This window comes from Hoylesella nanceiensis DSM 19126 = JCM 15639, from assembly GCF_000379965.1.
GTDB classification, from domain to species: Bacteria; Bacteroidota; Bacteroidia; order Bacteroidales; family Bacteroidaceae; genus Prevotella; species Prevotella nanceiensis.
In genome coordinates, this window is record NZ_KB904334.1 from 99,265 (window position 1) to 125,721 (window position 26,457).

Genomic DNA, 26,457 nt, shown 5'->3' on the forward strand with positions numbered 1-26,457 from the left:
ACCTGCCTTTGTGGGGCAATGTCGTATTGTTTTGTTTTTATTTTTCGGTATATTGAATAAGGAGTAAGCATATTTCTGCGAATGAGATACCCACTCTTTCTGTCTAATCGATATTGATTTGCTCTTTTTCTTCAGACAACTCGAGCCATTTTTCGTTGGCTTTTTCGAGCTGAGCCGTGATGTTTGTATATTCGTTTATCAAGCCCATGTCTGACGCATGTTCGGGTTTTAAAAGTATTTCTTCGAGCTCTTTCACCCGTGTTTCGTATTTTTCTATATCTTTTTCGGTTTCTTTTATTGCCTTTTCGATTCGGTTTAACTGCTTTTGCAGCTCCTTTCTTTCTGCATAATTCAGTTTGTTTTCGGTCTTTTCAACAGGCTCGGGCTCGGGTGATGACACATTTTTACTGAGTTCGAGCATTGTTAGTGAATCGATTTTCTTCGATTGTAAGAAGTCGTAAATACCGCCTAAATGCTCTCTCACCTTTCCTTCTCCAAACTCATAAACCTTCTCTACCAACCCATCGAGAAACTCTCTATCGTGCGAAACGATGATGGCTGTGCCGTCGAAGGCCTTTATTGCCTCTTTAAGAACTTCTTTTGAGACGAGGTCGAGGTGGTTAGTTGGCTCATCGAGTATCAGCAAATTCACTGGTTCGAGCAAAAGTTTAATCATTGCCAAACGTGTTCTTTCTCCTCCACTAAGCACCTTTACTTTCTTATCAGACGCCTCACCGCCAAACATAAAGGCACCAAGAATGTCGTTAATGCGCAAGCGAATGTCGCCTTTTGCCACGTTGTCGATGGCTTCGAACACCGATAGCGATTCGTCTAAGAGCTGTGCTTGGTTCTGAGCAAAATAGCCTATTTGAACGTTATGACCCACTTTCAGCTCGCCATCGAATGGTATTTCGTTCATAATACACTTCACCAATGTAGATTTTCCCTCTCCATTCTTACCCACGAAAGCTACTTTTTCGCCTCGTTTGATGGTGAGATTGACGTTACTAAAGACGGTATGTGCGCCATAATTCTTTTGCACTTCGTTGCAAATAACGGGATAGTCGCCACTGCGAAGGCATGGGGGGAACTTTAAACGAAGGGCAGATGTGTCTACCTCATCTATCTCAATGGGTACGATCTTTTCGAGTTGTTTGATGCGACTCTGTACCTGTACGGCCTTAGTTGCTTTGTAGCGGAACTTCTCGATGAAGTCTTTTATGTCGGCAATCTCTTTCTGTTGGTTCTCATAAGCTCGCAACTGCTGCTCTCTTCGCTCTGCTCTTAACACGAGATATTCGTCGTATTTCACCTTATAGTCTACTGTTCTTCCACACGAAATCTCGAGGGTTCGATTGGTAACGTTATTGATAAACGCTCTATCGTGGCTCACTAATACAAGTGCTTTGGCTGATTGCACGAGGAATTGTTCGAGCCATTGGATACTTTCTATATCGAGGTGGTTGGTGGGTTCGTCGAGTAATAAGACGTCGGGGCGTTGCAATAAGATCTTTGCAAGCTCGATACGCATACGCCAACCACCACTAAATTCGGACGTGGGACGTTCGAAATCGGTCTTATTAAAGCCCAATCCAAGAAGTGTTCTTTCTAATTCTGCCTCGTAATTGTCTGCTCCGAGCAACATAAAACGATCGTGTTCGTGAGAGAATTTCTCTACTAATTCCATGTAACTCTCACTCTCGTAGTCGGTTCTTTCTGCCAACTCACGCTCCATTTTGGTTACACGCTCTTTCTGTTTCAACACATCTGCAAAGGCCTTGCGGGTTTCTTCACGAAGAGTTGTGTCGTCGGTAAGATGCATCACCTGTGGAAGATAGCCAATGGTTGTGTCGTTTGGCACGGCAACAACACCTGCGTCGGGTTTCTGAATACCGCAAAGTATCTTCAACATTGTTGACTTTCCTGCTCCATTCTTTCCCACTAATGCAATTCGGTCTTTGTCATTCACAACGAAACTCACATCTTGAAACAATGGCTTTGCGCTAAACTCAACCTTTAATCCTTCTACAGATATCATTCTTTTATTTACTATTTACGTATTATTGAAACTGCATACAAAGTTAGAAAGAAACATTCTAATCACAAAACAATAAGGCAAATAGATTACAATAAGTAAGACTTCGGGGATTATATATTTATTTTTTTAAGATTTGAAGATGAACTTTGTTTTCATAGGGTGATGCGTGGGCGGTGCAAATGCTATGTTTTTGCTGGGTAAAAGCTATAGAATTGGAGGGTAAAAGCAATGCGATTGTAAGCTAAAAGCAGTGCTTTTTCTGTTAGGGGAATAAGGGATTGAAAGAAAAGGGCAATTTACTTGTAATGACAAGGCTATGCGCCTGCCATGAAAGAGATTCTTTGTAGCTTTGTTATTATACTGAAAGTGTTTCGTAAAAGAGGTAAGGGTGGTTGTTGAGCAAGTAAAGTTTGCTATTTATAGATAGAAAAAGGTTAGGCAATACCAATTAAAACATGCGGAAAGGCACATCGCTTTGGAGGGCATAAACAAAAAAGACACCTCATAAAATGAAGTGTCTTTTATTATTTTCTCGCTAACAATGTAACTTGAAAGCGTTAGTGTCTTTACTTAACTTTATCAACAATTGCTTTGAAAGCCTCTGGATTGTTAACCGCTAAGTCAGCAAGAACTTTACGATTAATTTCGATTCCAGCTTTGTGTAAAGCACCCATTAGAGTTGAATAAGTCATATTCTCTAGACGAGCAGCAGCGTTGATACGTTGTATCCACAATGAACGGAAGTTACGTTTCTTGTTTCTACGGTCACGATAAGCATAAGTTAAACCTTTTTCCCAGGTGTTCTTTGCTACTGTCCAAACATTCTTTCTTGCACCAAAATAACCTTTAGTAAGCTTTAAGATTCTAGTTCTTCTTGCTTTAGATGCAACATGATTTACTGATCTTGGCATAGTTTTCTTTCTTTAAATGTGATTACTAAAAAGTTAATTAACGAAGACGTAACAAGTCTTTAACTTGCTTTATGTCTGAACTATCTACTACTGTTTGATGTGTAAGATTTCTCTTTTGCTTCTTAGTCTTCTTTGTTAAGATGTGACGATGATAAGCACGACGTCTTTTAATCTTACCTGTTCCGGTGAACTTAAATCTCTTTTTAGCTCCCGAGTTAGTTTTAACTTTTGGCATTTTTTTATTATTTAATGAATTAATATATTACAGTGGCAACGCATATACCGGGCGTTACGCACCTAGTTGTTTAATTTCTCTTATTCAGATTCTTCGCTTGCAAGTTTCTTTAGAGCGCTGTCTCCGCCTTTTGCGTTAGCGAATAAACCTCCATTTGTAGCGATTTCGTTTTCTTTTTGCTCTTTAGCTGCAGCATTTGCTTCAGCTTCTCGACGTTCACGATCCATCTTTTGTTGGCTCTTTTTCACTACTCCTGCTTTCTTAGGAGTGAGATATAAGAACATCTTTTTACCGTCTAACTTTGGTAGTTGTTCTACTTTTGCATACTCTTCTAGGTCGTTTGCAAAGCGAAGTAACAACACTTCTCCTTGTTCTTTAAATAAGATTGAACGTCCACGGAAGAACACATAAGCACGAACTTTATTGCCTCCGTTAAGGAATTCCTTAGCATGTTTAAGCTTAAATTGATAATCGTGCTCGTCGGTTTGAGGTCCAAAGCGAATTTCTTTGATATCAACTTTAGCTTGTTTTTGCTTCATTTCCTTTTGATGTTTCTTCTGTTGATAAAGAAACTTTGAATAGTCTATGATGCGACAAACTGGCGGTTGGGCATTAGGAGATATCTCAACAAGATCTACTCCCTGCTGTCTTGCAAGTTCTAACGCTTGACGTGTGGGCATAACTTCAGCGCCACCGTCGCTTACAATACGTACTTCCCTAGCGCGAATTTGCTCATTCACGCGGTACTGATTGGTCATTTTGTCATTCTTCATTCAACTATTTTATAATGAGCGAGTGCAAAGTTAACTCTTTTATTCTTATTGTCCAAATTTTTATATGGATATTATCATAAGAAACATAGATATCTCTTTGAGAATGAGTTCTTAGTAACTCTCCCCTTCTTTTATTATAATAAGGTAGAGATATGTATGTTTCTTTACTTATTTTTAGTCTTGTGGGTGGATATTTGTTGCCTCTAACATTTCTGCAACCTCAGCATTTACTCTGTCAACAAATTCTTGTTGAGTCATAGTCGCTTGTTCTCCACCACCTTGTTTACGCATAGAAACAAGACCTTCTGCAGATTCTTTTTCTCCAACAATCACCATGTAAGGAACTCGTTTCAACTCGTTATCACGAATCTTTCTACCGATTTTCTCATTTCTATCGTCGATTGTTGCACGCACTCCGTTATTATCAAAGAACCTAGCTACCTCACGAGCATAGTCGTTATACTTCTCAGATATAGGCAAGATAGCCACTTGATCTGGTGTTAACCATAGCGGGAAGTGACCTGCAGTGTGCTCAATTAATACCGCAGTGAAACGTTCTAATGAACCAAAAGGAGCACGGTGAATCATCACAGGAGTCTTCTTTTGATTATCTTCGTCGGTATATTCGAGCTTGAAGCGTTGTGGAAGGTTGTAATCTACTTGGATTGTACCCAACTGCCAACGACGTCCAATAGCATCTTTAATCATAAAGTCTAGCTTAGGACCATAGAAAGCAGCCTCTCCTAGTTCAGTTTTAGCTGTCAAACCCTTTTCTTTACAAGCGTCGATAATAGCTTGTTCTGCTTCGTGCCATGCCTCATCGCTTCCAATATACTTTTCTTTATTATTTGGATCACGTAGAGAAATCTGTGCTTCAAAGTTCTTAAAGTCGAATATTTTAAGCACTGCTTGAATGATATCCATTACTCTTAAGAACTCATTCTTCACCTGATCAGGACGACAGAAGATGTGAGCATCGTCTTGAGTAAACGCTCTTACACGTGTTAAACCATGCAACTCACCACTCTTTTCGTAACGATATACGTTTCCAAACTCAGAAATTCTCAAAGGAAGATCTTTGTAAGAACGTGGTTTCCATGCGAATACTTCACAGTGATGAGGGCAGTTCATTGGTTTAAGCATGTATTCTTCGCCTTCTTCTGGAGTTGTGATTGGGCGGAAAGCATCTTTACTATAGTGTGCATAGTGACCAGATGTTACATATAAGTTCTTTCCTCCTAATACAGGACACATCACCTCTTGATATCCAAAACGTTTTTGGATCTTACGCAACATATCTTGAAGTCTCAAACGAAGTTCAGTTCCTTTAGGCAACCAAATAGGCATACCCTTACCCACTCTGTCTGAGAACATAAAGAGTTCCATCTCTTTTCCAATCTTCCTATGGTCTCTTTTCTTAGCCTCTTCGATCATTAAAAGATATTCATCGAGCATCTTTTTCTTTGGAAAAGTGATACCATAGATACGTGTCATTTGGTCTTTCTCTGCATCACCACGCCAGAAAGCACCTGCAACACTTGTTAGTTTGATGGCTTTAATAGCTCCTGTAGACATAAGGTGTGGACCTCTACACAAGTCGGTAAACGCACCTTGAGTGTATGTAGAGATTGTTCCGTCCTCTAAGTCTAAGTCGATATGTTCGCATTTATATTCTTGTCCGTCAGCTGCAAATTCTTTTAAAGCATCAGCCTTAGATATGTCTTTACGCACGATTGGCTCGTTTTTCTTAGCCAATTCACGCATTTTATCTTCGATTTTTGGTAAGTCATTTTCGCTAATAGAAACGCCATCTTTTGTCATTACGTCATAGAAGAAACCGTTTTCAATAGCTGGACCGAATCCGAATTGAATACCAGGATAAAGCTCTTGCAATGCTTCTGCCAACAAGTGAGCCGATGAGTGCCAGAATGTTTTCTTGCCTTCAGGGTCATCGAACTTATAAAGCGCAATAGTAGCATCGCTGTTTATAGGCATATTTAACTCGGTTGTTTCGCCGTTAACCCCGCAAGATACAACGTCACGAGCGAGAGCTGGCGATATGCTCTCTGCGATTTGAAGACCAGTTACGCCTGCTTCGTATTCACGAACTGAGCCGTCTGGGAATGTAATTTTAACCATAACAAATTAGTTTTTATATTTTATTGAATGCAAAAGTAGTATATTCTTTTGATAAATCGTCATGTTTTTACACATTAATATATCGATTTTTTCTATCAACCCACTCCCTTTTTCCGCACATTCTTCACTTTCCTACAAATTAAACCTAAAGGTACTACCCCCAAATGACCTATATAACTATATGAAAAAACAAAAAGAGAAACCCAAAACATAGGCATACCAAAGCCAAGAACGAAAACCTCACATTCTCTATTCTCCTTCTCTTAAACAAAGAAATCACGCTTATATGTTTCACTTTTCTACATTTACAAAAAATAAACTCCACTACAGAATAACCATAGTGGAGTTTATTTTATGCTATTGATACCATTCAATAGACTTAAAAAAGAAGAGGTGATTATCCATAAATCACTTTTCCGTTTTCGTCTTCGAATGGAGTTAAGTCTTTACTATATTGATTCATAGCACGCAAGCTCATACCCATGTTAGAGAAACCACCATCATGGAAGAGTGTTTGCATAGTAACTTTGCGAGTTAGGTCGCTGAATAGAGTTACACAATAGTCTGCACAATCATCAGCAGATGCGTTTCCTAATGGTGACATCTTATCTGCGAAGTCCATCATGTCGTCGATATCCTTAATACCTTTACCAGCTGTTGTTGGAGTTGGTGATTGAGAAATGGTATTAATACGAACATTTTTCTCACGACCATATATATAACCAAAGCTTCTTCCAATGCTTTCTAACAAGCTTTTAGCATCTGCCATGTCGTTATAACCAAAGAATGTACGATGAGAAGCTACATAAGTTAATGCAACAACCGAACCATATTCTGCAATTGCATCAAGCTTTTTAGCTGCTTGTAGCATCTTATGAAATGATATAGCAGAGATATCAAGTGTTTTGTTGAGCCAATTATAATCTAAATCGTCATAAGTTCTACGTTTACGAACGTTAGGACTCATACCGATTGAGTGCAAAACGAAGTCTATTTTACCACCCAATAATTCTTGTGCTTTGGTAAAAACATTTTCTAGATCTTCAAAGTTTGTTGCATCTGCAGCAATTACTGGAGCGTTAAGTTTCTTAGCAAGCTCGTCTACTTCACCCATTCTAAGTGCCATTTCTGTATTACTTAGTGCTATGGTTGCTCCTTCTTCTACGCATCTTTCTGCTACTTTCCATGCTATTGACATATCGTTCAATGCACCGAAAATAATTCCACGTTTACCTTTTAATAAATTGTATGCCATATTTTTGTATGATAAATAATGATGCAAAAGTACTACTTTTATTGCTCACTCGCAAGAAAAATGTGCTAAAACGATATAACTCAGCCTCATTACCACTATCATTCCGATTGCATATCTCACTCATTATCAAGGCTAAAAGATTTTAATTTTAAGCATTATAGAGCTTAGTTTTACAAAATAGTAAACTCTTTTACATTAAACAAAGTGAGTTCAACAAATTATGGTTATTCCCTAAAAGCATGTAAGTCAATTTGCACTTACTACCCTTTTCAATTGCACTAACAAAAAAGTTCTGCCCCAAAGTTTTCACTTTAAGAGCAGAACCCATTCTGATTATTTTTTAAGATTAATCTTTCGTAAAGAAGATAGAGCTTGGATTGCCCACAGTTTTAATAACTGGTCCCCATGCTTTGCGTGTTGTTGTATTGAAATAGTAGAAGCCTGTAGAGGTAGCATTACCACAACCATACACAACAAGGTCTTTATATTTACCAATTGCGATACTATGTGGATTTGAAATGGGCAAGTCTTTGATAAGTGTTAGCGTGCGATTATATAGATCAACTTCAACAGGACAAGCGATAATTGCGCTATAAGGATTTGCTAAAGCTTTTGGATCTAGAGCGCTAACACTGATGTATGTATAAGCTTTTCCATTGCCTGCATATTGCATTGCAGCAACATAATCACCTTTTTTATCTAGTCCTGCAATATTAGTTTCATCTAAACGAATTTTATAAGTCGCATCTATTTCGGTCTCACCTTTCTTAATTCTACCGAAACCTGCATGGAATTCTGGAATAAATCCAAATGAACCTAGACAAGAGAAATAGATGTCTCCTTTCTCATCTACAAATAGTGTTCCGTTTGTAATGGGGCGAGTTGGGAACGACATTCCAATAGTTTCGTTCTTAATAAGCTTCTCTGCCTTGTGTGTTTTAGCATCAATCAGTGCAAATTCTACGCTATTTTTATGAGGCATCCAATTGGCATCAAACTGCGAAAGCGCCACAAACACTTTGCCATCTCGTTGTACCATGCACGAAGGACCAACACGAAGGCCATCTTGTGCATAGCTATTGAGGTCTATTTCGCCACGCATTTGCATCTTATTGAAATTAAATACGAGCAATTTTCCTAAGTTTTGGCAAGACAAATACGCAATACTATCGTTCACCTCAAGCACTTGTGAGGTGGCTGAATTTGCGGGTAGAGCAAGTGTTCCCTGCTTAACAAACTGATGATTTTTATCGAGTTGATAACGAGTTAGCTCTGCTTTAGATGTTCCCATGTAGTCGGGAAAGATGTAAATATTCTTTCCTTGCACGGTGAAAGGATTACCAAAGCCACCAGGAATGGCTCTACTGTTGTCTATCGTCATTGCAGTTGTGTCGTTAATAGCCTGCACATAACACTTTCCTGATGTGCCATCGGGGTTTACAACTGTTGTAGATATTAACATCGTTGCATCGAAAGCACCTTTTTGAGGGGTGGGATTAGGAGTTGGATTGTCGTTATTGTCGCACGAACTCACACAAAAAGCTAGTGCCAAAGCACCAAATAACAATTGTTTTTTCATTGTTTTTATGTTTTAAAGTATTTGTATTGAATTTGATTTCTGTTAGTCTTTCATGAGATCATTAAAAGCATTTTATGATTCAAAAAACAGCATTTATCTTTTAACGAAGAAGATAACGCACTTTAAACGCTATTGAACGACCTGGCAAAGGGCGATTCAATTCGGTTACTGTCTCACGATTAAACACGTTCTTTACCTTTAAAGTGAAGGTCAATTTCCTATTCATTATACTATGTTCGAGCCCTGCATCGAATGTAAAAGATGTGGGAATCTTTCGATCTTGATATATACTCATCTCAAAATCATAGAAATATTGATGAATATAAGAGGCATCAACAAGTAGTCGAGTGTTATTTCCTTTGCCTCCAAAGAGGTTTTCTTTGTGCATTTCAAAACCAGCATTAGCCAACAAATAGGGTACATTTGGAATTCGTTTTTTATAAGTAGGATTAGCCATTTGAGAGCCTTTAACCACCTTTCGACTATCTCTTAAATCTTGATACGAGGCATTTCCATACACATACAACCACGAAAAGGCATCTAATTTCAATTCTCCTTCAATTCCATAGGTTGTTGTTTCACCAAAATTGACATACTTTGCCATGGTTGGAATCATGGTTGGCATGTATCGAACCATTTCTTTTAGCTTGTTATAAAATAGATTCACTTCTGCTTCTACATAGCCTTCGTTTCGTTGTTTCTTACGATATAAAGCTCCAATATTTACCCCTTGCACTCGTTCGGGAGCCAAATCGGGTGAAGGAAGAATAGAATATCCATTGCCAAGCAACTCTTCTGTGGTTGGAATTCGCACTTCATTGCTATACGATGCCTTTATCATTAGACTGGGGGTGATGCGATATCGCATTGATTCATTCCAACCAATATAGTTCTTTTTCAAATAAATTGTTTCGGGAGTAGACACATAAAACGATGGAAGTTGCTGTGTCTTTGAATTGAAAAGGAAATAGCGTAGAGTAAAAGCATTTTGGAATTTGTTATTGAAGAGCATCAAGTCGTATGACAATCCAGCTGTTAAGCTGTTCATTCTACTATTAAACTGTGTTCTAAAACCAAACGACTTATCCATCAAACTGTCACAAGGAAGCAGTCGAGTGTGCGCCTCATGAATATTAAGGTTGATAGAATTGTGTTGGTCGAGGGTGTAGTTTAAATTGAGCTTTGCCATAATATTATGACTAACATTATGCCCGTCGTAAGGGTGAATGCCTGTTTCTCCGCCATAAGGTGATTGAGAAGGGCGCACGTTTCCATCCCAGTCGTACACCTGAAGAGCTTTATCTACTAAACCATATTTGCCATAACTATAAGCAATATCAAAGTCGAAAGCCAATCCGTCGATAAAAAACTGCTCTTTCTTTGCACTCAATTCGCCAAGAACAGAATTCGATTTATTGAACGCTTCACGCACATCTAAATCAATTCCCTGTATTTCTTGATGTGTATTAGTATAACTACATTCTAGCTTTAGTTCGTCGAACCACCACTTAGTGGCCTTTAGCGATCCTCCCAAAATATACTTCTTAAAAGTGTCGTGATTACGTTTCACACGGCGGTCGTTAAGGTTGTGCAATGTCATTACATAGTTATTATCCGAATAAGTCAAAAAACCGCCTATTCCAAACTGCAATCCTGAAGGCTTATGGGTGCGCTTTAGCACCGTACTTAGTCTGTGTGTATTGAACGAAGCGATTTCGTATGAGGCATCAAAGTATATCGGTGGATACTCTTTTGTCACCACATTAACGGCTCCACCCAATGCACTTCCACCGAATTTATAGGGCACAATACCTTTATACACTTCAATTCTTTCGATCATATCGGTAGGAATATCATTCAAAGAAACAAAGTTACTCATTTGTCCTATAGCTATTTCATCTATAAAAAGACCAAGGCGTTTGCCCTCAAGTCCACGTACCGACATGCGTGAAGCACTGCCCACACCACCCGTATTGCGTATAGTTACACCCGCTGTGCGTGCTAACACTTCGTTAATAGACGATGCTGTGCCCTCTAATTCTTTTGAGGTCATCACCGAAACGGGCATCGAACTCTCTCGCAATTGGCGTGCTTCGTTTCGTGCTGTCACTGTCACCTCATCTAAATGAATAGCTGTTGGCACCAAAACAACGTTGCGTTGCAATGGCAATGTATCGTTAATTGCCACACGGCTCACTTGCGTTTGATATCCTATAGATTGGTATTTCAACTGGTATTTGCCTTTTTCTAGCTCTAAAACATAGGTTCCTAACGAGTCGGTTAAGGCTGTTTGGGCATTATTTTCTACTGAAACAATTACATTGGGAATTGCTTCTTTGCTAGACTTGTCGATTATTTTTCCTGTCACTCGTACTTTTTGAGCATAGTTGACCTGTGGTAGTAGGACAAAAACACCAATAAGCCACGCTGTGCTTCTTTTGATATTCATCTTAAAATTAAGTTTGTTTTCGGTGCAAAAGTAAAATAACGCAAGCAACTACACAATACCTTAAAGTAGGTAAACACAACAAGTGCAAGTTACTAAAACACTGAACGATACCTAATTATTGTGATACTGCAATATAAAAGCATTGTTATTGCTCTTCAAAAGCAATGCAATTAGATACTAAAAGCAATGAGTCTGCAAGGCAAAAGGATTGCTTTTGAAAACAGAAAGAAAAGTGACGAGAAGAAAAAAGAAAGAGAAGAAATTTACTTTTTCTTCTCTTTCGAATGTTTTAATACGCTATATGCTTTGTAAAGTCCTAACTCTCCTGCTTTACTTAAGCTTGTTGTGGCTTCTTGAATGTTGCCCTCTTGCAAGTAAAGTAGACCTCTATTATAATAGGCTTCGGCAAGAGATGGCTCTAACTTAATGGCTTTTGTATAATCGTCTATCGCCTTTTTGTTCTCCTTTAGCACCACATATAGGTTGGCTCTGTCGTATAACAAGAACGCATTTTTAGGGTGAATAGCCACCGCTTTATCGAAGAATGATAGCGCTTTTGCGGCTTGTAAGCGTGTGTCGACACCCTTTGTGGCATTAAACCCGTTGAGGTTGGTTTGGCAAATAGCCAACTGCCAATAAGCTAACCAATTTAAACTATCGGCCTGAACGATGGTTGTTAGGTCGTTAATGGCTGCTTCGGGATTTTGAAGAACGCTGTTAGCAATAGCTCTTTGGAACAACTTTGGCAACAAACTACGTTCGTCTCGGGTGCTATCTATTTGTAAAGACAAGTTATCTACCAATGCGAAATAAGTCTTTGAGCTCTTCTCTGTCAACGGCATAGCATTGCAGGTGAGCTGCATTCGTTGCTCGTTTTGATGAGGAGTGTTGAGCTGTTCTAACTCAATAACAAAAGGAGTGAACGCCTTTACACCATTATTATAAGGTAGATAAGATATCTCGAACATCGGCATAAACGCCAAGTCGGTCTTCTTGTTTTGCACCTTTCCACGATATTCGCTATCGTATTCTCGTTCAACAGTATTCTCATCTTCTACAACAAGTTGATTATACTTGTCTAAGTCGATTTCATTTCGCTTACGAGTAGCCTTTAGTTTCGCTGCACTCCAACGTTGTTGAATGCCTAAATGCTTGTTCATCTGAGCCTTGAAGATCTTAAATTCGTCGAGTTCAGCAAGATTTGTCATTCCAAGTCGACGATAACAGCGAGCACGATAGGCAAGACCTGTCCAGAAATTGGGGAACTGATTGATTACAGTGGTATAGTCTTTAATAGCCTTTCGCAAATCTCCTGTCTTGTCTAAGAGCACTGCTCTGTTGAAAATTGCAAGGATATTGTTGGGCTCTATCTTGATAACATAATCGAAATCGAGTATCGCTCGGTTGTCATCTCCTAACTGCATACGAAGCAATCCTCGGTTGTAATGCGCCAAGAAGTTATCGGGTTGCAACTCAATTGCTTTGTCGTAATCGTCCATTGCACCACGAAGATTGTTGATATTGATGCGTGCAAGTGCTCGATTGACATACAATGTGGCATTCTGAGGCTTGAGATGTATCGACTTAGAAAGGGCTTTATCGGCATCTTTCCACTGCCTTCTGGATAACGAGATATAGGCTTTTGTGAGCCAACTAGAAGCATCAAAGGCGTCGAGTTCAATACTCTTGTCGAGCCATTGCTCAGCTTTTAGGGTATCTTTCTTATTGAGATAGATCTCAGCTTTTAACGAATAAGTGGTTGCTATCTTTGGCCATCGCTTTGCAATTGAATCGGTTTGCAACAGAGCTTCATCGTATTGTTTATCGTTTACAAGGCATATTGCACGATTCATCCAATAGTTTTTGTTTCTATTGTCTATCGAAATGGCTTTGTTATAGTCGGCAATTGCCTCTTTATACTTGGCTTGTCGAATTCGAGTTATCGCTCTTAAGTCGTACATTCCATCAATATATGGATTCAATTTGATGGCTTCTGTGATGTCACTTTCTGCCCCCACATTGTCATCTAGATAGTATTTTGCGATGGCTCTATCATACCATGGAACGTAAAGATGAGGCTTAAGAGCTATAACTCTGTTGAAATATTGAATGGCAGGCACATAGTCTTCGTAGTGAAGAGCTATCTCTCCACTTGTTATTAGGCGATTGATATTGAATTGTGCATAGGTTTTTAAGGTTGTAACACACAATAAAATAAGGAAAAAGACTTTGCGTATTGCCATTGAATAGCTATTTATCGTTGTGCTGCTTTGGTGCGATATGCGGCACGATATTTACCTTTACTCATTGCTGTTAGTTTGTTTTTTACAAGTTGTTTGCGTAAAGGTGATATTCTATCTGTAAACAAAACCCCATCAAGATGGTCGAACTCGTGTTGCATTACACGTGCAAGATAGCCTTCAATCCATTCGTCGTGCTCGTTAAAATCTTCGTCCATCCACTTCACATGTATTCTTGTTCGGCGGTCAACGTTCTCGTGTATGCCTGGAATAGATAAGCATCCTTCTTCTGAAGTCAACATTTCGCTCTCCTCATCTACCTCTAAAATGTGTGGATTGATAAAGGCTTTGCGGAATCCTTTGTATTCAGGATAGTGCTCACTAAGCACATCTAAGTCGATAACTGATAAACGAATGCTACGTCCAATCTGTGGAGCTGCAAGGCCAATGCCATCTGCATTATCCATAGTTTCAAACATATTTTGTATCAATTCTTTTAACTCTGGATAGTCAGGAGTGATGTCTTGGGCAACTTTTCTTAGCACAGGTTGTCCATAAACATATATGGGTAATATCATATTCTATTTGTTTTAATTTGTTTATCGGCGGTGTTCAAGATAGTCTTGCAATATAATGGTTGCGCTAATCTTATCTACAAGAGCTTTATCTTGCCTTGCTTTTTTCTTTAAACCGCCATCAATCATTGCACGATGAGCCAATACTGAGGTGAAACGTTCATCATAATACTCGATAGGAACATTGGGTTGGTTTTTCTTCCAACGTGCAACAAAGGGCTCGATGCGCTTCATGTTCTCACTGGGAAGACCGTTTGTTTGTCGAGGAAGACCTATTATTATTCGTTCAACAGGCTCTTTTTCGATATAAGCACATAAAAACTCATACAGCGTATGCGTGGGAATGGTGTCTAATCCATTAGCAATAAGCTGCAAAGAGTCGGTGACTGCCAAGCCAGTTCGTTTCTGACCATAGTCTATTGCGAGTATTCGTGACAATGTATTTCTTTTTAATTATGCGGGTGTATGTCGTAATTTAAAATGAAAGCGTTAAAGAACTTCGACATAATAAGTAAAATAGAGCGGTTCGACACATTACAAAGCAACACGCCAAACCGCCATATATATTCTTTAAACTACTTATTTCTTAGTGCTTAAACAACAACCATGCATCTGGATAAGTTGCACGGAATTGGTCTCTTGAACGCACTGCATCTGCCTTGTTATCGAATGTTGAAGAGATAACACGATACATATTGCGATCTTGGTTGAAGCCTAATTGAGCATCATAACCTGAAGAACGAAGTCTACTTAACAAGCCTTCTGCATTAGCCTTCAATGAGAATGAACCAACAACAACGCTAAAGCTCTTTATTCCTGCACCATTAACAATAGTTACACGCTCTGATCTTACAGGCACATTGTCGGTATTATCCACTACAGTTGTTTGTGTAGCAGGTTGATCTACCACTGGAGTTACTACTGGAGTGTCGTTGTTATATGAGCTATTATTTTGTGCTTGTTCTTGCGCTTTTGCCTTTTCGTAAGCCTTTTTATATGCGCTCTCGCTTGATTTACAACTCGAGAAAGCTAAAACAGCGCATAACCCAGCGCAAAAGAGGATGTTCTTCTTCATAATCTTTTTATCTCGTTTAAATTAATAATGTCGTTTTTACTCTCTTGCGAAAGTACAAAATATATAATAAAACACTGAATAGTAGCTGCATAAAGTTTGTTAAACAACAATAAATCAGTATGTTTTTAACAAAAAAACTTACATTTTCAGACCAATGAACCACTTTATTTTTGTATCTTTGCGTTATCGGAATAACAAGAAAAGTTCAAAATTTAAACAGAAAAAGAATATGAAGACATTAGGTTATTTATGTGCTTTCCTTGGCGGAGCCATTGCAGGTACAGCGTTAGGTTTGTTAGTTGCACCTGAAAAAGGAGCTGATACTCGTTCTAAACTTACAGGAGCTGTAGAAGATTTTTTAGACAAACACAACATTAAACTTACAAAAAGCCAAGTAGAAGACTTAGTTGACGACATCAAAGATGCCGCTCCAAAAGATCTTTTAGGATAATTAAAGCATGTTTTCTAACGACCAAAACATAGAAACAATAGCACAACTTGTTGAGGTGCTAAAGCGATATCTCACCACAAAAAGTGATTTATTGCGCATTGACATCACCGAAAAAGTGGTGAAACTATTCACTGCTATGGCGATGATCTTTATCCTTTCATTTGTCTTAGTGCTTGTTCTTATCTATCTTTCATTCACTGTTGCTTATGCACTTTCAACACTTATGGGGCTAAGTTTTGCCTTCTTAACTGTTACTGGAGTATATATCTTAATATTCCTATTGTGCATTTTTAATAGAAGAAGGTGGATAGAGCGTCCCTTAGTGAGGTTTTTAGCTGATTTATTAATTGATAAATAATATCTAAAACACAACGGAAATGGACATAGAAATAAAACAATATAACTCATTAAGAGATTTAAAAGAGTATAAAGATGCGCTCAACAAGCAACTAAAAGTTGACGAGAATGAAATTAAACGCTTGTGGGGTGACCTCTTTAGACCTGTAAAATCGGGTCCAAAAACACCTACACAGCGCATTCATAGCGCACTATCGTTAGGAACAGGCGTAATAGATGGCCTTATTCTTGGTTGGAAATTATACCGAAAATTCAAGAAATAAAGGTGCTATTGAATAAGTATTAACAACTTATTGCATCGCTTTTAAAAGACAACGACCAGTATTTGCACAGCAAAACTGGTCGTTTTTTATTGTTCCCCCCTCTCTTTCTATTTCTTTTAGCGTATAAACTATAACAAATAGCAATGCTTTTAAATTGAAAAAGCTATGTTATTGCAAGGTAAAAGCACCACTATTTAAATGCAAATACATTGCTTTTGCATCTCACTTCATTAGGAAGAGCTTTTATAAACATAAGTACCCGCCAACATACCTTGATGAGTTTTATAAATGTTTCTCCCCCTCACTTCAATCTCATTCGATTTTTTTTCATCTAAAAGGGAAGGTCTTTTTCCTATTTGAGCAACCTGATTTTAGGCATAAAAAAGACCACCCGAGCAACAACTCGAATGGTCTTATATCATTATATACTATCAATCCTTGATTTATAGGGATGTAAACGCTGCCAAAAATCCAAAGATTAGGCCTGGACTATTAGCAATTACAATAGGCCAGTCACGATCTTTTTTAAACAAACCGTATCCAAGCCAAAGTGTACAGTTAATGCCTGCCATGAATGGTTGAATAAAACTTCCTTTGTTTCCTGCTAGGTTTTGTTGTATTTGTGGGAAGTAAAACACATACATAAGTACTGATGTTACCATACCAACCCAACCTAATAATCCGAAAAACTTTTCTTTTGTCATCTTCTTAAATGTTTTCTTTGTTAATACTTTTATTATCCTTTTTCTCTTAATACAACGGCTTTCTCTTCTATTTTTACATATATCAAAAGCTAAAATCTAAATTAATCCGCCGTTATTGCAGTTGCGAAGTTACAACACTCAAATAAAATACGCAAGAGTTTGCTTATCATTTATTACTTTAAGCGCCAAAAATATAACAAACAATAATCTATATCAACCAAAAAGGACGCACAGTTAGCTTCAAATTCTAACCATGCGTCCCTTTATTTCTTATTAATTTGCATATAAGTCTCTCAGGATTTTATTCGCTATAGGAAGCCTATAATGAATCCAATCATAAAAGTTATACTTCGTTTCTAAATGCTTATATTCCTTTTTATTATAGATTACAACATTCTTCTTACCAAAAATGTCATATAAAATTTGCTCGTCTTTAGAATTAATATACCCTCCATCCAATTGTGGTCCCATTGCTATTTTAAGACTAATATGGCAACTATCTATTCTATTTTTTAAGTTTTTCATTATTCCAATGTGGACATTTGAGAACACAGGTGCGCCTTCTTCCTGGTGTTTATTAGGTAAATTCACAAAGTTATCCTTACATTTCTCATAGAATTTTTCTAACCCCAAAGCCTTAATTTCTTTCTCTTTATCACGCACTCTAATATCATCATTGGTATATTTATCCCATAATAAGAAGCCTCCATTAATTCTTTGGTCCTCATATTTCTTGCACTTATTTGTCACAATATACGTCAAATATGGCTTCAAAAACTCTGGAGTAAAATAGCCTTTTATGAACTCTTTATTGATTTCAAACATACTCTTTCCTGATAATTCCTGTGGATAAATATGCATTAAACCACTTTCCGGAGTAGAAACAGCAAGCAAAGTTTTATCTGTAACCAATAAAATGTTCTTTATTTTTGAACCCTTTTCATCTATAAGTTTATTGATTTTAGCCGCTGTCTCATACAGGTTTTCATTGCTACCAAGCAATCTAAACGGAGTACCTTTTATATATTTCCTCCATTCATAACTTTGAAATGCAGCAGAGCAAGAAGCACCAATTATGAACGAATCATAATGTTTGATAGGGTCATAGTTCTTATATTTCATCCAAGTCATATAACCAAAGTGAGGATATCTCACCTCAGGATGATCGTAATCATCATACTCTCTTAATATCATAAAAGGATCTTTTACGATATAAAGACCAATAAGTGCAATGAAAGGGAGTGCCAAAAACAGGCTTTTAATTAAGAGAGTATACTTAAAATCTTCTTTCTTTTTCATTAGAATTGTACGTAAATGAAGTTTTCAACGCCAAAAGAACCGAATCTAAAGATGGCGATTATAATTGCAAAATATATGACCCAACGCCATATTGGAGATGTGTTTCGCAGCGAAGTAATAAGGTCTTTCTTTGCATTAAAATGATCGAGAAGGAACATTATCACGACAGCGATAGCAAAAACAAGCCACTCTTGGTCGGCAAGTCCAAGCTTTAAATCTTTGATATTCGCATTAGTAAGATTGAAAGCGTGGGTATAAACATACATCACTTTATCTACATCTACAATGCGGAAGAACAGTAATGAAAGCGCAAATAAGAAGTAGGTGCGCACCACCATCACCGTTTTAAAGAGAGCACTTGGCACCTTTTTCTGGATAGCAGCACGAGGTTTCTCTGTAAAACGCTCCCACATAATGAGTAAACCTTGTATCAATCCATAGATAGCAAAAGCCCAACCAGCTCCATGCCACACACCAATTACCACGAAAGTAACGAGCAATGAGATGTAAACACCCCACTCTTTTAGTCGTCTTAGTGATGCCGAAAGAGTCATAAATACATAGTCTCTCACCCAAAAAGATAGAGATTGGTGCCATCTTCTCCACAATTCACCTGTTGTAAGCGATGAGAAAGGACGATCGAAGTTAGGAGATAGTTTGAAACCAAACATCCTTCCGAATCCTAAAGCCATGAGAGTGTAACCCGCAAAGTCTGCATATAGCTGAATAGGATATAGCAATGTGCCCACAAACAGCTGTACATTAGTAGCCGCATGCACATCATTCATAACACTATCCACCGAAGGTGAGATCTTATCAGCAATCATTAGCTTCAAGAAAGCACCCCAAGCCACTGTCAACATGCCTCGAACTATGTTTTCATAATCAAACTTTCGGGCTTGTTTCACCTGTGGTAAGAAGTCATATCCACGCTCAATAGGTCCTGAAAGGAATTTCATAAAGAGCAACATATACACACTAAAGTCGAAAATGTCGTCTTCAGGTTCTTCCTCCCAATATGTCTCTATAAGGTAAGAGATGGCTTGAAAGGTATAAAAAGAAATGCCAAGAGGAAATAAGTCGATACAATAACGAGTGTAAAGCCATATTCCTACAAGCATAGAAATACCCAAAGTAAGTAGATAAGGAGCCTTTTTTGTTCCTAAACTCTTATGAATCCACTTACCCATATAGAAGGTTAGAATTGTTATTCCGATTGCAGACACAAGGTATTGCCAATGGTAAAAGCCCACGAAGACAACACTAGTTGCAAGCAAAACAAATCGTTGCCAGTCTTTATTTTCTTTTATATAATAAAGAATGAAGGCAAGAATAAGGGTACAAGAGAATGGTATGGATAAAAATTCCATTGTATTTTATGATGTTATTGAATATTTATTTGTGATAAGAGGCCAGGTTAATATTGGGAGGTTTCATTGTTTGCAGACAGCACATTTCAATCTTTCACAAACCACCCTTTTTGCTTTTTAAAAAGAATAGCTTTAAAAGTGAGTAATAAAAGGACTGCTTTTACCCTGCAATAACAATGCAATTAGATAGAAAAAGGAATGCTTCTAGCATACAATTTCTATCTAATTACTAAGGGTTATAATATTAACCGATTTTCTCTAATACTTTATTGCAAAGATCACCAACGTTCTTCATCTTAATGATGTCACGTAGTTTAAAGCTCACACCGAATTGTTTTTCGATCTCATCTATAATCATTACGTTTGTAACAGAATCCCAACCATCTACATCATTAGCTGTTGTTTCTGCTGTTAATGTGATTGAATCGTTCTTTAATACAGTTCTAAAAATAGAATGCAAGGCATCCATTATCTCATTTTGTGTCATTTCTTTAATATTATTTGTTTGATATTTTTTTCAATTAATGCTATATTTTGAAATAAGAAAGAAGAGGTATTACTTCTCATTCTTAATTCTTTCGAGCAATTGCTTGCGATCTATTTTATTGCTAATGTTTAGAGGGAACTTCGCAACAGCATGTACTTTTGCTGGTATCATGTAGTGAGGAAGAAGCTTTTTGAAGTGATTCATCAATCCTTCTTCATCGTTAAGTGTTGCAGTTTCTACCACAATATGAATAAAACAGTTGTTATCTCCATCGTAAAGAGGCAGTGCCACCACTGCAAACTCTTCATTATAGAAGCTACGAGCAACGTGTTCGATTTCTCCAAGCTCTATTCTAAAGCCCTGAATCTTTATCTGTGAATCCTTTCTTCCATAGTAACCGATGTCGCCTTCATCATCAATTGCGCATACATCTCCTGTTCTATAGAATCGTTTTCCATCATGTTCAAAGAACGCTTGCTTGTTCTTTTCCTCATCTTTCCAATATCCTTTGGTCAAACAAGGACCTGCTAAGCACATTTCTCCTTTGGTATTGTTTGGCAATAGCTTTGTATCATCGTCCACAAAGATCACCTCTGTGCCCTTCATTGCAAAGCCAATACTAAGTGTTCCGTTTGTTTCTTTATTCTGTTCATCACGTTTATAGAGATAAGCAGTGCAGTATATGGTGTTTTCTGTTGGTCCATAAAGGTTCCATATCTGCGCATTTGGGATACATTTGCTCCACTCTCGGGTGTCATCAGTAGGCAAAGCCTCACCTGCAAAGAAGCAATAACGCATCTCAGGCTGGTCTATTTCATCCATATAAGGGCGTAAATAGTGGATAACAGAAGGCACTAACGATGCCATTGTTAATCTATGATCATCTAAAAGCTCAAATACTGCTTGGTATTTAATACGCTCATACGAAACAGTGTAGGTGCAAGCGCCACCTAAGATGGGTATTAAATAAGATTGAACAGACATGTCGAAGGTTAAATCAAACATCTGTAAGCATCGATCTTCGGGTGTTGCTATAAAGCCTAAGCTATGGAAAGCATCTACGAAAGCAGCGACATTGCTTCTCATAATCTGCACTCCTTTAGGGCGACCAGTACTTCCTGAGGTAAAAAGAATGTAGGCTAAATCGCTCTCTTCGGCTACTTTTGGAGCCTCAAGAACATAGTCTTTAGATGCTTCTAACGAAGTATTCACCACAGGAATATCGTTATAACGAGTGTTTTTGCTTGAATCTAACACCACAGTCATACCCACTTGTTGAATAATATCCAAGCATCTTTCGAGCGGTTGACCTGGATGTAAGGGTACATAAGCTTTACCTTCGAGCCACAATGCATAAATAGATGCATAGGTATAGATATCGTCGTTAGCAACAAGTCCTACGTTTTTATCGCTTACATGGGCAAGTTGTGTTCTTATTTTCGCTACCTCTTGTGCTAAACGCTCATAGGTAAAAAACTCTTCTTTAATGCAATATGCATTGCAATGATGCCTTTGCGTCAAAGAAAAAAGCAATGGTTCTAAAACCAAATTATTGAAGTTCATATCTTTTATCCTAGGTTATTAGAAGTTTATTTTATATTAGTTCTTAATATTTTAACACGTTGCAAATTTATAAACAAAAACACAAATAAAGATAATTATACAGTAAATATAAATTTTATTAACACTAACTCTTCTTTAAGCAGTGTAATATTCGTAAATGAATTACATTTTTTATCATTTGCATTTTTATTCCCATTACAACCTACTCAGTTGGCTTTATCATTACGATACAAATCATATAATATCTTTGAACCTACCTTTGTGTTATAGTGAGCGGGGTCATAAAAATACGAATAATTGCTGTATTCTTTATAAGCAGGATCGTTATAGTTCACCACATTGTTTGCTCCAAAGATCTGCTTCAACAGCTTTATATCTGCAGGATTAACATAATCGCCATTCAACTCGGGACCTATTGCTATCTTCACATTGGTATTGTGCTTTTTACAAATACGCTGAATTTGCAGCAAGCACTCTTTTTGAGGCTCTTTAATAATAGGATTTCGCACCGTAGGCTGTTTGACTTGAGCACGTATTTTCTTCCAATCTTCGGTCTCATAGAATCGTTCTCCAAGCGAATCAATCTTGTGTTGAATGTGCAAGATCTCATCATTTGTATAACGAGTGCGATTTTGTCCCACATTATTAATAATGCGATTCATACTACTATCATATTCCTTTTTAAAGAGATAAGTCATGTATGCGCTAAAAAATTCTTTGCGAAAAAATCCCTGTAAAAATGTAGTTTGATAATAAGCAACACTTTTTCCACTCACTTCGGGAGGCATAATGTGCATCACTCCACGTTGTTCTACAGTGAGATTCAGCATCACTGGCTCTGTAATGATTAAGAGATTCTTTATGGGTTGATTGGGTTGACGATCTAACGCCTCTAACTTAATGAGCATATCACCCAATCCTTCGCTATTACTAAACAAGCGAAAAGGACTTCCTTTGATATATTTTTTCCATTCAGAACTTTGGAATGCCATTGTACACGACGAGCCCATGATAAACGAGTCGTAGTGCATTCTATCTCGATAGTTCTTGTATTTATACCAACCAATAGGCCCTTCACTCTGTATCATCACCACTGGGTGATCGTAATCATCATAGTGTTTAATCACCATAAAAGGGTCATTATAAATATAAACGCCCAAACATACGATGAAAGGAAACGCAAGTAGTAATACCTTTACATATAAAGAAGAAAGTGTTTTCTTAAAACTCATCTCGTAATAATATAATTAGTCATCTACGTCTTCAGCCTACAAAGGAACAATTTTTAACGTAATAAACCAAACAAACAGATTCTCTTTTGAGATAATTTAATAGTTATGAAATGAAAGCAGAAGTGCATAAAGAATACATTACACCCCTTCTGGAGCCAGTTTCATCCACCTTCCTTTGCTCAAACGCAACAAGAACAACGATCCTCTAACCGTCAACTCGATAGACATTGCAATCCAAACGCCCTTCAAACCATAGATAGGAGCCAAGCAAGCAGCCAATGTTAAGCGAAGACCCCACATACTTAAAAGGTTCATTATGGCAGGTTTCAAAGTGTCACCAACACCTACACACACGCTATTTCCAACGATAGAAGCAGCAAACATCACTTCGGCAACAGATGCAATACGAAGAGATTGCACTCCAAGTTCACGAATTTCAGGAACAGGCGACATGAAACCAATCATCTCGGGAGCGAAAATGAACATAATTAAGCCCATAAACGCCATCACGATCATACCCAATGAAACGGTAATTCGTGCGAAACTTCTACACAATTTATATTGTCCTGCGCCATAACTCTGACCCACTAAGGTAGTAGCCGCCTCGCCAATACCAATTCCGGGCATATAACATAGACTCTCTGCAGCTATCGCAAAGGTGTGACCTGCAATGGCAAAGTTTCCTAAAGGCGCCACAATCATTGTACTAACGATCTGTGCAGAGGTCATAAGAATGTATTGAATAGCCATTGGACTACCTATTTTCAAGGCTTGTTTAATATACAACCAACGCCAAACAAAACGTTCCTTACTGTGCTTTGCTGCGAGTATTGAAGAGCGAAAGAACGCAAACCATGTCTCACTACTTGCTGCAACGGCAATAGCAAGCAAGGTTCCGAGAGCTGCACCCGCTACTCCCATATTGAAAATAAAAATGAATATGTAGTTAAAAACGACGTCGAGCACGCACATCATCACGCTAATTACGCTCGGAACAACCATATTTCCCGTACTTTTCAACAAGTTAGTAGAAAGAACTCCTAACTGCAGGAAGGGCAAAGCCAAAGTATAGATAGTGAAATAAGTACTTGCATCGGCTGCAATATCACTGCCTCCACGCAACCAAAAGGGCAAAGAGGGCGATATACCCACCCCAATAAGGGTGACAACGATGCTCAATAAAAAGGCAGCAACAATGCCATGTCGTGCCACTTGGCGTGCTTTTTCAAAATCACCAGAGCCTACAAAGTGCGCAACTTGCACTGAAAAGCCCAACGCAGTGGCTGTTGTTATTCCACTATAAAGCCATGTTGGAGCTTGAACAAGACCCACTGCTGCCGATTCTTTAGCTCCTAATGCTCCCACCATTGCAGTGTCGATATAGAACATTAGTACGTTTGTTATCTGTGCAAGTATGCTGGGCACACTCAAACTGATAACCAAATTGATTTTATCGGCTTGCGAAAGCGTTTTGCCTTCACGTATAGAAGCAAGTAGAGCGTCGTTCTTTCCTCTATTAAACATAACTTTATGTTGTTATAATTTTATTGTTGCTTTGTTTGATATAATTACCAAAGCAGATCTAAACAATATTGAATGATTACCTGCTAAGGCCGTATATAAATTAAAACGAGATAGCTATACAAGAAAAAACGATACCCATTTTTATGGATATCGCATCTCTCAACTATTTCTAAAATACCCTTTCAAGGTTGTTACGACATTTATTTTTGTCTCTAGAACATTGAAATGTCTTTCGTTATAAGTTCTATTTTAACACCTCATCGGTATTCTTTATTTTCAATCGAACACTGCTTTTACACAGTGAGAAGGTTAAACCCTTCTTTTAATATTATCCTTTTCCTTTTTATCTCTTCATCCTAACAGTAACAATCTATTGATATGTTCACTGCAAGCTTCTACCTTTTTGGTTTCTGTTTTTCTTTTTTCGTTTCTTTCTCTCTAATCAATGTTGTTATATCCGTTGAAAAGCAATCTATTTTACTTATTGAAACCTAACCTAAATTAATCTACCTAAACAATCTTAAAACTTTAAACCTAATTACTAAATGAAACTATTTTATGTATCATTGTCATACCTCACGGCATGTTGTTAATCTCTAAATACAAGTCTTTCTTACCAGACTTAACATCTATTGGTTTACATTACTAACCTTTTGATGATGCAAAGTTAGAAATGTTTGCGCACACAACAAAAACTATTTCCACTTTTTTTTCGATTAAACACGTTATTTTGACGTACATCAAAGTCCACAAAGTCTCACGAATCCACCTTGAGATACGAAAACAGAAAAATAGAGAAAAGATTGAGGTTTGTAAGTTGTTAAAATAGAGTTATTTAGAAATATCGTTTCAAAAGGAGTGATCTTATATCGCAAAAACATTGCTTTTTCATGGCAAAAGCAACGTTTTTACACCATTAAAGCTATGTTTTTGAAAGAGAAGAAAAATATTGTTGTCTTCTGTTTTCCTTCATTTCTAATGGTAAAAGATAATAAAAGTACCACAGAAGCGAGCGAGAACGGCTCCTCACATCGCCCTTTCTATCTCCCCTCAGCTTTGCTCCATCTGTGCACTCTCCCACTCTTTTGCACTCGAAAGCAGAACCATTCGATCTAAAGAAAATAAAAGAGAGCCTCTTTGCACCTTGTTTTGTTGTGCGAAGAGACTCTCTTTCTACATTATTATATTATAGTATTATCGAATACTTTTCTTTGGATTGATTTCTAACAGCGTGATATCGTATATAATTGTGCTGTGTTCTGGAATTCCAATTGATGCAATTGCAGAAGAAGCAAAGCCCAAGTTAGCAGGCACATACACTTCCCATCTGTCGCCAACAACCATTTGTTGAATGGCAGTTGAGTATCCTTCAGGCAAAGCTACACGTGTATTGCTATTCGCTACGATGCTACCTACAACTGGAAGGATAACTGCTCCGTTGGTTGTTGAATTGTATCCGCCAATGTAAGTCTGCATAAATGCCAAGCCATTGGGGTAAGTTGTTGAAGGAAGAAGACGTGCTCTATAAGTAACCAACACGCTATCGGTAGATAAAGGATGTTGTGTTGCGGTTCCACTTTTTAGTACCTTCACCACCACTTGCTCGTCATCTGCCACTTTATAGTTGGTATCTGAACCAGGAAGTGTCCAACTTCTAAATACCTTCCATGTGTTATCTCCACTTGCAATGCTTGTCTTTGCTTGAGAAAGTGTCTTACTAAAGAAAGCTTCGTTGGTTGCTTTCCAATTGGGATATTCTTCCTTATCTACAATATCATTAGAACAACTGGCAACAAACAAACATGCCATGAAAAATAACAGACTATATAATAAGGTGTACTTCTTCATTTATTGTATTCTTTTTAATGAGCAAATAATACTCGTTTTATAGTTATTTTATAACGAAGTTTCTACAATGTCTACCCGTTTTATGCCATA

At 37.8% G+C, this 26,457-nt stretch carries 23 protein-coding genes; 3 read left to right on the plus strand and 20 right to left on the minus strand.

What is annotated here, in order from left to right:
- Positions 1-103: 103 nt before the first annotated feature.
- The 12 genes from A3GM_RS0110130 to A3GM_RS0110185 form a co-directional block, all read right to left on the minus strand.
- Positions 104-2,038 (minus strand): ABC-F family ATP-binding cassette domain-containing protein, encoded by a 1,935-nt coding sequence (locus A3GM_RS0110130; protein ID WP_018363257.1) that lies wholly within the window; start codon positions 2,036-2,038, stop codon positions 104-106.
- A 566-nt stretch (positions 2,039-2,604) separates the two neighbouring features.
- A complete protein-coding gene (gene rplT / locus A3GM_RS0110135; protein ID WP_009228897.1) occupies positions 2,605-2,949 on the minus strand; it encodes a 50S ribosomal protein L20 in 345 nt (114 codons plus the stop codon).
- A 37-nt stretch (positions 2,950-2,986) separates the two neighbouring features.
- Positions 2,987-3,184: a 50S ribosomal protein L35 gene (gene rpmI, locus A3GM_RS0110140; protein WP_009228896.1), complete on the minus strand. Its 198-nt coding sequence runs from the start codon at positions 3,182-3,184 to the stop codon at positions 2,987-2,989.
- Positions 3,185-3,264: 80 nt separating this feature from the next.
- Positions 3,265-3,957, minus strand: coding sequence for a translation initiation factor IF-3 (gene infC, locus A3GM_RS0110145; protein WP_018363258.1), 693 nt, complete (start codon positions 3,955-3,957; stop codon positions 3,265-3,267).
- 174 nt (positions 3,958-4,131) lie between these two features.
- Complete coding sequence (gene thrS / locus A3GM_RS0110150; protein ID WP_018363259.1) at positions 4,132-6,096, minus strand: threonine--tRNA ligase; 1,965 nt, start codon at positions 6,094-6,096, stop codon at positions 4,132-4,134.
- Between the two features lie 397 nt (positions 6,097-6,493).
- Complete coding sequence (locus tag A3GM_RS0110155) at positions 6,494-7,351, minus strand: enoyl-ACP reductase FabI (protein WP_018363260.1); 858 nt, start codon at positions 7,349-7,351, stop codon at positions 6,494-6,496.
- Positions 7,352-7,697: 346 nt separating this feature from the next.
- Complete coding sequence (locus A3GM_RS0110160; protein ID WP_018363261.1) at positions 7,698-8,930, minus strand: hypothetical protein; 1,233 nt, start codon at positions 8,928-8,930, stop codon at positions 7,698-7,700.
- Between the two features lie 100 nt (positions 8,931-9,030).
- Positions 9,031-11,379 carry a TonB-dependent receptor gene (locus A3GM_RS0110165; RefSeq protein ID WP_018363262.1) on the minus strand — a complete coding sequence of 783 codons (2,349 nt, stop codon included), beginning with the start codon at positions 11,377-11,379 and terminating at the stop codon, positions 9,031-9,033.
- Between the two features lie 263 nt (positions 11,380-11,642).
- A complete protein-coding gene (locus A3GM_RS0110170) occupies positions 11,643-13,622 on the minus strand; it encodes a tetratricopeptide repeat protein (RefSeq protein WP_018363263.1) in 1,980 nt (659 codons plus the stop codon).
- A gap of 11 nt (positions 13,623-13,633) precedes the next feature.
- Positions 13,634-14,197: a peptide deformylase gene (def, locus tag A3GM_RS0110175; RefSeq protein ID WP_018363264.1), complete on the minus strand. Its 564-nt coding sequence runs from the start codon at positions 14,195-14,197 to the stop codon at positions 13,634-13,636.
- Between the two features lie 21 nt (positions 14,198-14,218).
- Positions 14,219-14,632: a Holliday junction resolvase RuvX gene (gene ruvX / locus A3GM_RS0110180; protein ID WP_018363265.1), complete on the minus strand. Its 414-nt coding sequence runs from the start codon at positions 14,630-14,632 to the stop codon at positions 14,219-14,221.
- Between the two features lie 148 nt (positions 14,633-14,780).
- Positions 14,781-15,269, minus strand: coding sequence for an SPOR domain-containing protein (locus A3GM_RS0110185; protein ID WP_018363266.1), 489 nt, complete (start codon positions 15,267-15,269; stop codon positions 14,781-14,783).
- A 229-nt stretch (positions 15,270-15,498) separates the two neighbouring features.
- Between A3GM_RS0110185 and A3GM_RS0110190 the strand changes: the two genes are divergently transcribed.
- Genes A3GM_RS0110190 through A3GM_RS0110200 form a run of 3 tightly spaced genes read left to right on the plus strand, consistent with a single transcriptional unit; the run spans position 15,499 to position 16,340 of the window.
- A complete protein-coding gene (locus A3GM_RS0110190; RefSeq protein WP_018363267.1) occupies positions 15,499-15,720 on the plus strand; it encodes a YtxH domain-containing protein in 222 nt (73 codons plus the stop codon).
- 7 nt (positions 15,721-15,727) lie between these two features.
- Entirely contained in the window at positions 15,728-16,078 is a 351-nt protein-coding gene (locus A3GM_RS0110195) for a phage holin family protein (protein ID WP_018363268.1), read from the plus strand.
- A 19-nt stretch (positions 16,079-16,097) separates the two neighbouring features.
- A complete protein-coding gene (locus A3GM_RS0110200; RefSeq protein WP_018363269.1) occupies positions 16,098-16,340 on the plus strand; it encodes a hypothetical protein in 243 nt (80 codons plus the stop codon).
- Between the two features lie 443 nt (positions 16,341-16,783).
- On the opposite strand, the gene A3GM_RS0110205 is transcribed toward A3GM_RS0110200, so the two are convergent.
- The 8 genes from A3GM_RS0110205 to A3GM_RS0110245 all read right to left on the minus strand — a co-directional run bounded on the left by A3GM_RS0110205 (position 16,784) and on the right by A3GM_RS0110245 (position 26,367).
- The gene (locus A3GM_RS0110205) at positions 16,784-17,044 is read right to left on the minus strand and encodes a SemiSWEET family transporter (protein ID WP_018363270.1); all 261 of its coding nucleotides are present in this window, start codon (positions 17,042-17,044) and stop codon (positions 16,784-16,786) included.
- Positions 17,045-17,317: 273 nt separating this feature from the next.
- Positions 17,318-18,343, minus strand: a complete 1,026-nt coding sequence (locus tag A3GM_RS0110210; RefSeq protein WP_018363271.1) for a hypothetical protein — start codon at positions 18,341-18,343, stop codon at positions 17,318-17,320.
- Positions 18,343-19,713 (minus strand): MBOAT family O-acyltransferase, encoded by a 1,371-nt coding sequence (locus tag A3GM_RS0110215; RefSeq protein ID WP_018363272.1) that lies wholly within the window; start codon positions 19,711-19,713, stop codon positions 18,343-18,345. Before A3GM_RS0110215 ends, A3GM_RS0110210 begins: the two co-directional genes overlap by 1 nt.
- 244 nt (positions 19,714-19,957) lie before the next feature.
- Positions 19,958-20,200: an acyl carrier protein gene (locus A3GM_RS0110220; RefSeq protein ID WP_009228871.1), complete on the minus strand. Its 243-nt coding sequence runs from the start codon at positions 20,198-20,200 to the stop codon at positions 19,958-19,960.
- 69 nt (positions 20,201-20,269) lie between these two features.
- Positions 20,270-21,763 (minus strand): amino acid adenylation domain-containing protein, encoded by a 1,494-nt coding sequence (locus tag A3GM_RS0110230; protein ID WP_018363273.1) that lies wholly within the window; start codon positions 21,761-21,763, stop codon positions 20,270-20,272.
- Positions 21,764-21,969: 206 nt separating this feature from the next.
- A complete protein-coding gene (locus tag A3GM_RS0110235) occupies positions 21,970-22,995 on the minus strand; it encodes a hypothetical protein (RefSeq protein WP_018363274.1) in 1,026 nt (341 codons plus the stop codon).
- A 138-nt stretch (positions 22,996-23,133) separates the two neighbouring features.
- Positions 23,134-24,519, minus strand: coding sequence for an MATE family efflux transporter (locus A3GM_RS0110240; RefSeq protein WP_018363275.1), 1,386 nt, complete (start codon positions 24,517-24,519; stop codon positions 23,134-23,136).
- Between the two features lie 1,194 nt (positions 24,520-25,713).
- Positions 25,714-26,367, minus strand: coding sequence for a BamJ family beta-barrel-assembly machinery protein (locus tag A3GM_RS0110245; protein WP_018363276.1), 654 nt, complete (start codon positions 26,365-26,367; stop codon positions 25,714-25,716).
- Positions 26,368-26,457: the final 90 nt, after the last annotated feature.

Excerpts from the sequence above, each read along its gene's own strand:
- A3GM_RS0110130 (WP_018363257.1), bottom strand. The coding sequence starts at position 2,038 with ATGATATCTGTAGAAGGATTAAAGGTTGAGTTTAGCGCAAAGCCATTG.
- rplT (WP_009228897.1), bottom strand. The coding sequence starts at position 2,949 with ATGCCAAGATCAGTAAATCATGTTGCATCTAAAGCAAGAAGAACTAGA.
- rpmI (WP_009228896.1), bottom strand. The coding sequence starts at position 3,184 with ATGCCAAAAGTTAAAACTAACTCGGGAGCTAAAAAGAGATTTAAGTTC.
- infC (WP_018363258.1), bottom strand. The coding sequence starts at position 3,957 with ATGAAGAATGACAAAATGACCAATCAGTACCGCGTGAATGAGCAAATT.
- thrS (WP_018363259.1), bottom strand. The coding sequence starts at position 6,096 with ATGGTTAAAATTACATTCCCAGACGGCTCAGTTCGTGAATACGAAGCA.
- A3GM_RS0110155 (WP_018363260.1), bottom strand. The coding sequence starts at position 7,351 with ATGGCATACAATTTATTAAAAGGTAAACGTGGAATTATTTTCGGTGCA.
- A3GM_RS0110160 (WP_018363261.1), bottom strand. The coding sequence starts at position 8,930 with ATGAAAAAACAATTGTTATTTGGTGCTTTGGCACTAGCTTTTTGTGTG.
- A3GM_RS0110165 (WP_018363262.1), bottom strand. The coding sequence starts at position 11,379 with ATGAATATCAAAAGAAGCACAGCGTGGCTTATTGGTGTTTTTGTCCTA.
- A3GM_RS0110170 (WP_018363263.1), bottom strand. The coding sequence starts at position 13,622 with ATGGCAATACGCAAAGTCTTTTTCCTTATTTTATTGTGTGTTACAACC.
- def (WP_018363264.1), bottom strand. The coding sequence starts at position 14,197 with ATGATATTACCCATATATGTTTATGGACAACCTGTGCTAAGAAAAGTT.
- A3GM_RS0110185 (WP_018363266.1), bottom strand. The coding sequence starts at position 15,269 with ATGAAGAAGAACATCCTCTTTTGCGCTGGGTTATGCGCTGTTTTAGCT.
- A3GM_RS0110190 (WP_018363267.1), top strand. The coding sequence starts at position 15,499 with ATGAAGACATTAGGTTATTTATGTGCTTTCCTTGGCGGAGCCATTGCA.
- A3GM_RS0110195 (WP_018363268.1), top strand. The coding sequence starts at position 15,728 with ATGTTTTCTAACGACCAAAACATAGAAACAATAGCACAACTTGTTGAG.
- A3GM_RS0110200 (WP_018363269.1), top strand. The coding sequence starts at position 16,098 with ATGGACATAGAAATAAAACAATATAACTCATTAAGAGATTTAAAAGAG.
- A3GM_RS0110205 (WP_018363270.1), bottom strand. The coding sequence starts at position 17,044 with ATGACAAAAGAAAAGTTTTTCGGATTATTAGGTTGGGTTGGTATGGTA.
- A3GM_RS0110210 (WP_018363271.1), bottom strand. The coding sequence starts at position 18,343 with ATGAAAAAGAAAGAAGATTTTAAGTATACTCTCTTAATTAAAAGCCTG.
- A3GM_RS0110215 (WP_018363272.1), bottom strand. The coding sequence starts at position 19,713 with ATGGAATTTTTATCCATACCATTCTCTTGTACCCTTATTCTTGCCTTC.
- A3GM_RS0110220 (WP_009228871.1), bottom strand. The coding sequence starts at position 20,200 with ATGACACAAAATGAGATAATGGATGCCTTGCATTCTATTTTTAGAACT.
- A3GM_RS0110230 (WP_018363273.1), bottom strand. The coding sequence starts at position 21,763 with ATGAACTTCAATAATTTGGTTTTAGAACCATTGCTTTTTTCTTTGACG.
- A3GM_RS0110235 (WP_018363274.1), bottom strand. The coding sequence starts at position 22,995 with ATGAGTTTTAAGAAAACACTTTCTTCTTTATATGTAAAGGTATTACTA.
- A3GM_RS0110240 (WP_018363275.1), bottom strand. The coding sequence starts at position 24,519 with ATGTTTAATAGAGGAAAGAACGACGCTCTACTTGCTTCTATACGTGAA.
- A3GM_RS0110245 (WP_018363276.1), bottom strand. The coding sequence starts at position 26,367 with ATGAAGAAGTACACCTTATTATATAGTCTGTTATTTTTCATGGCATGT.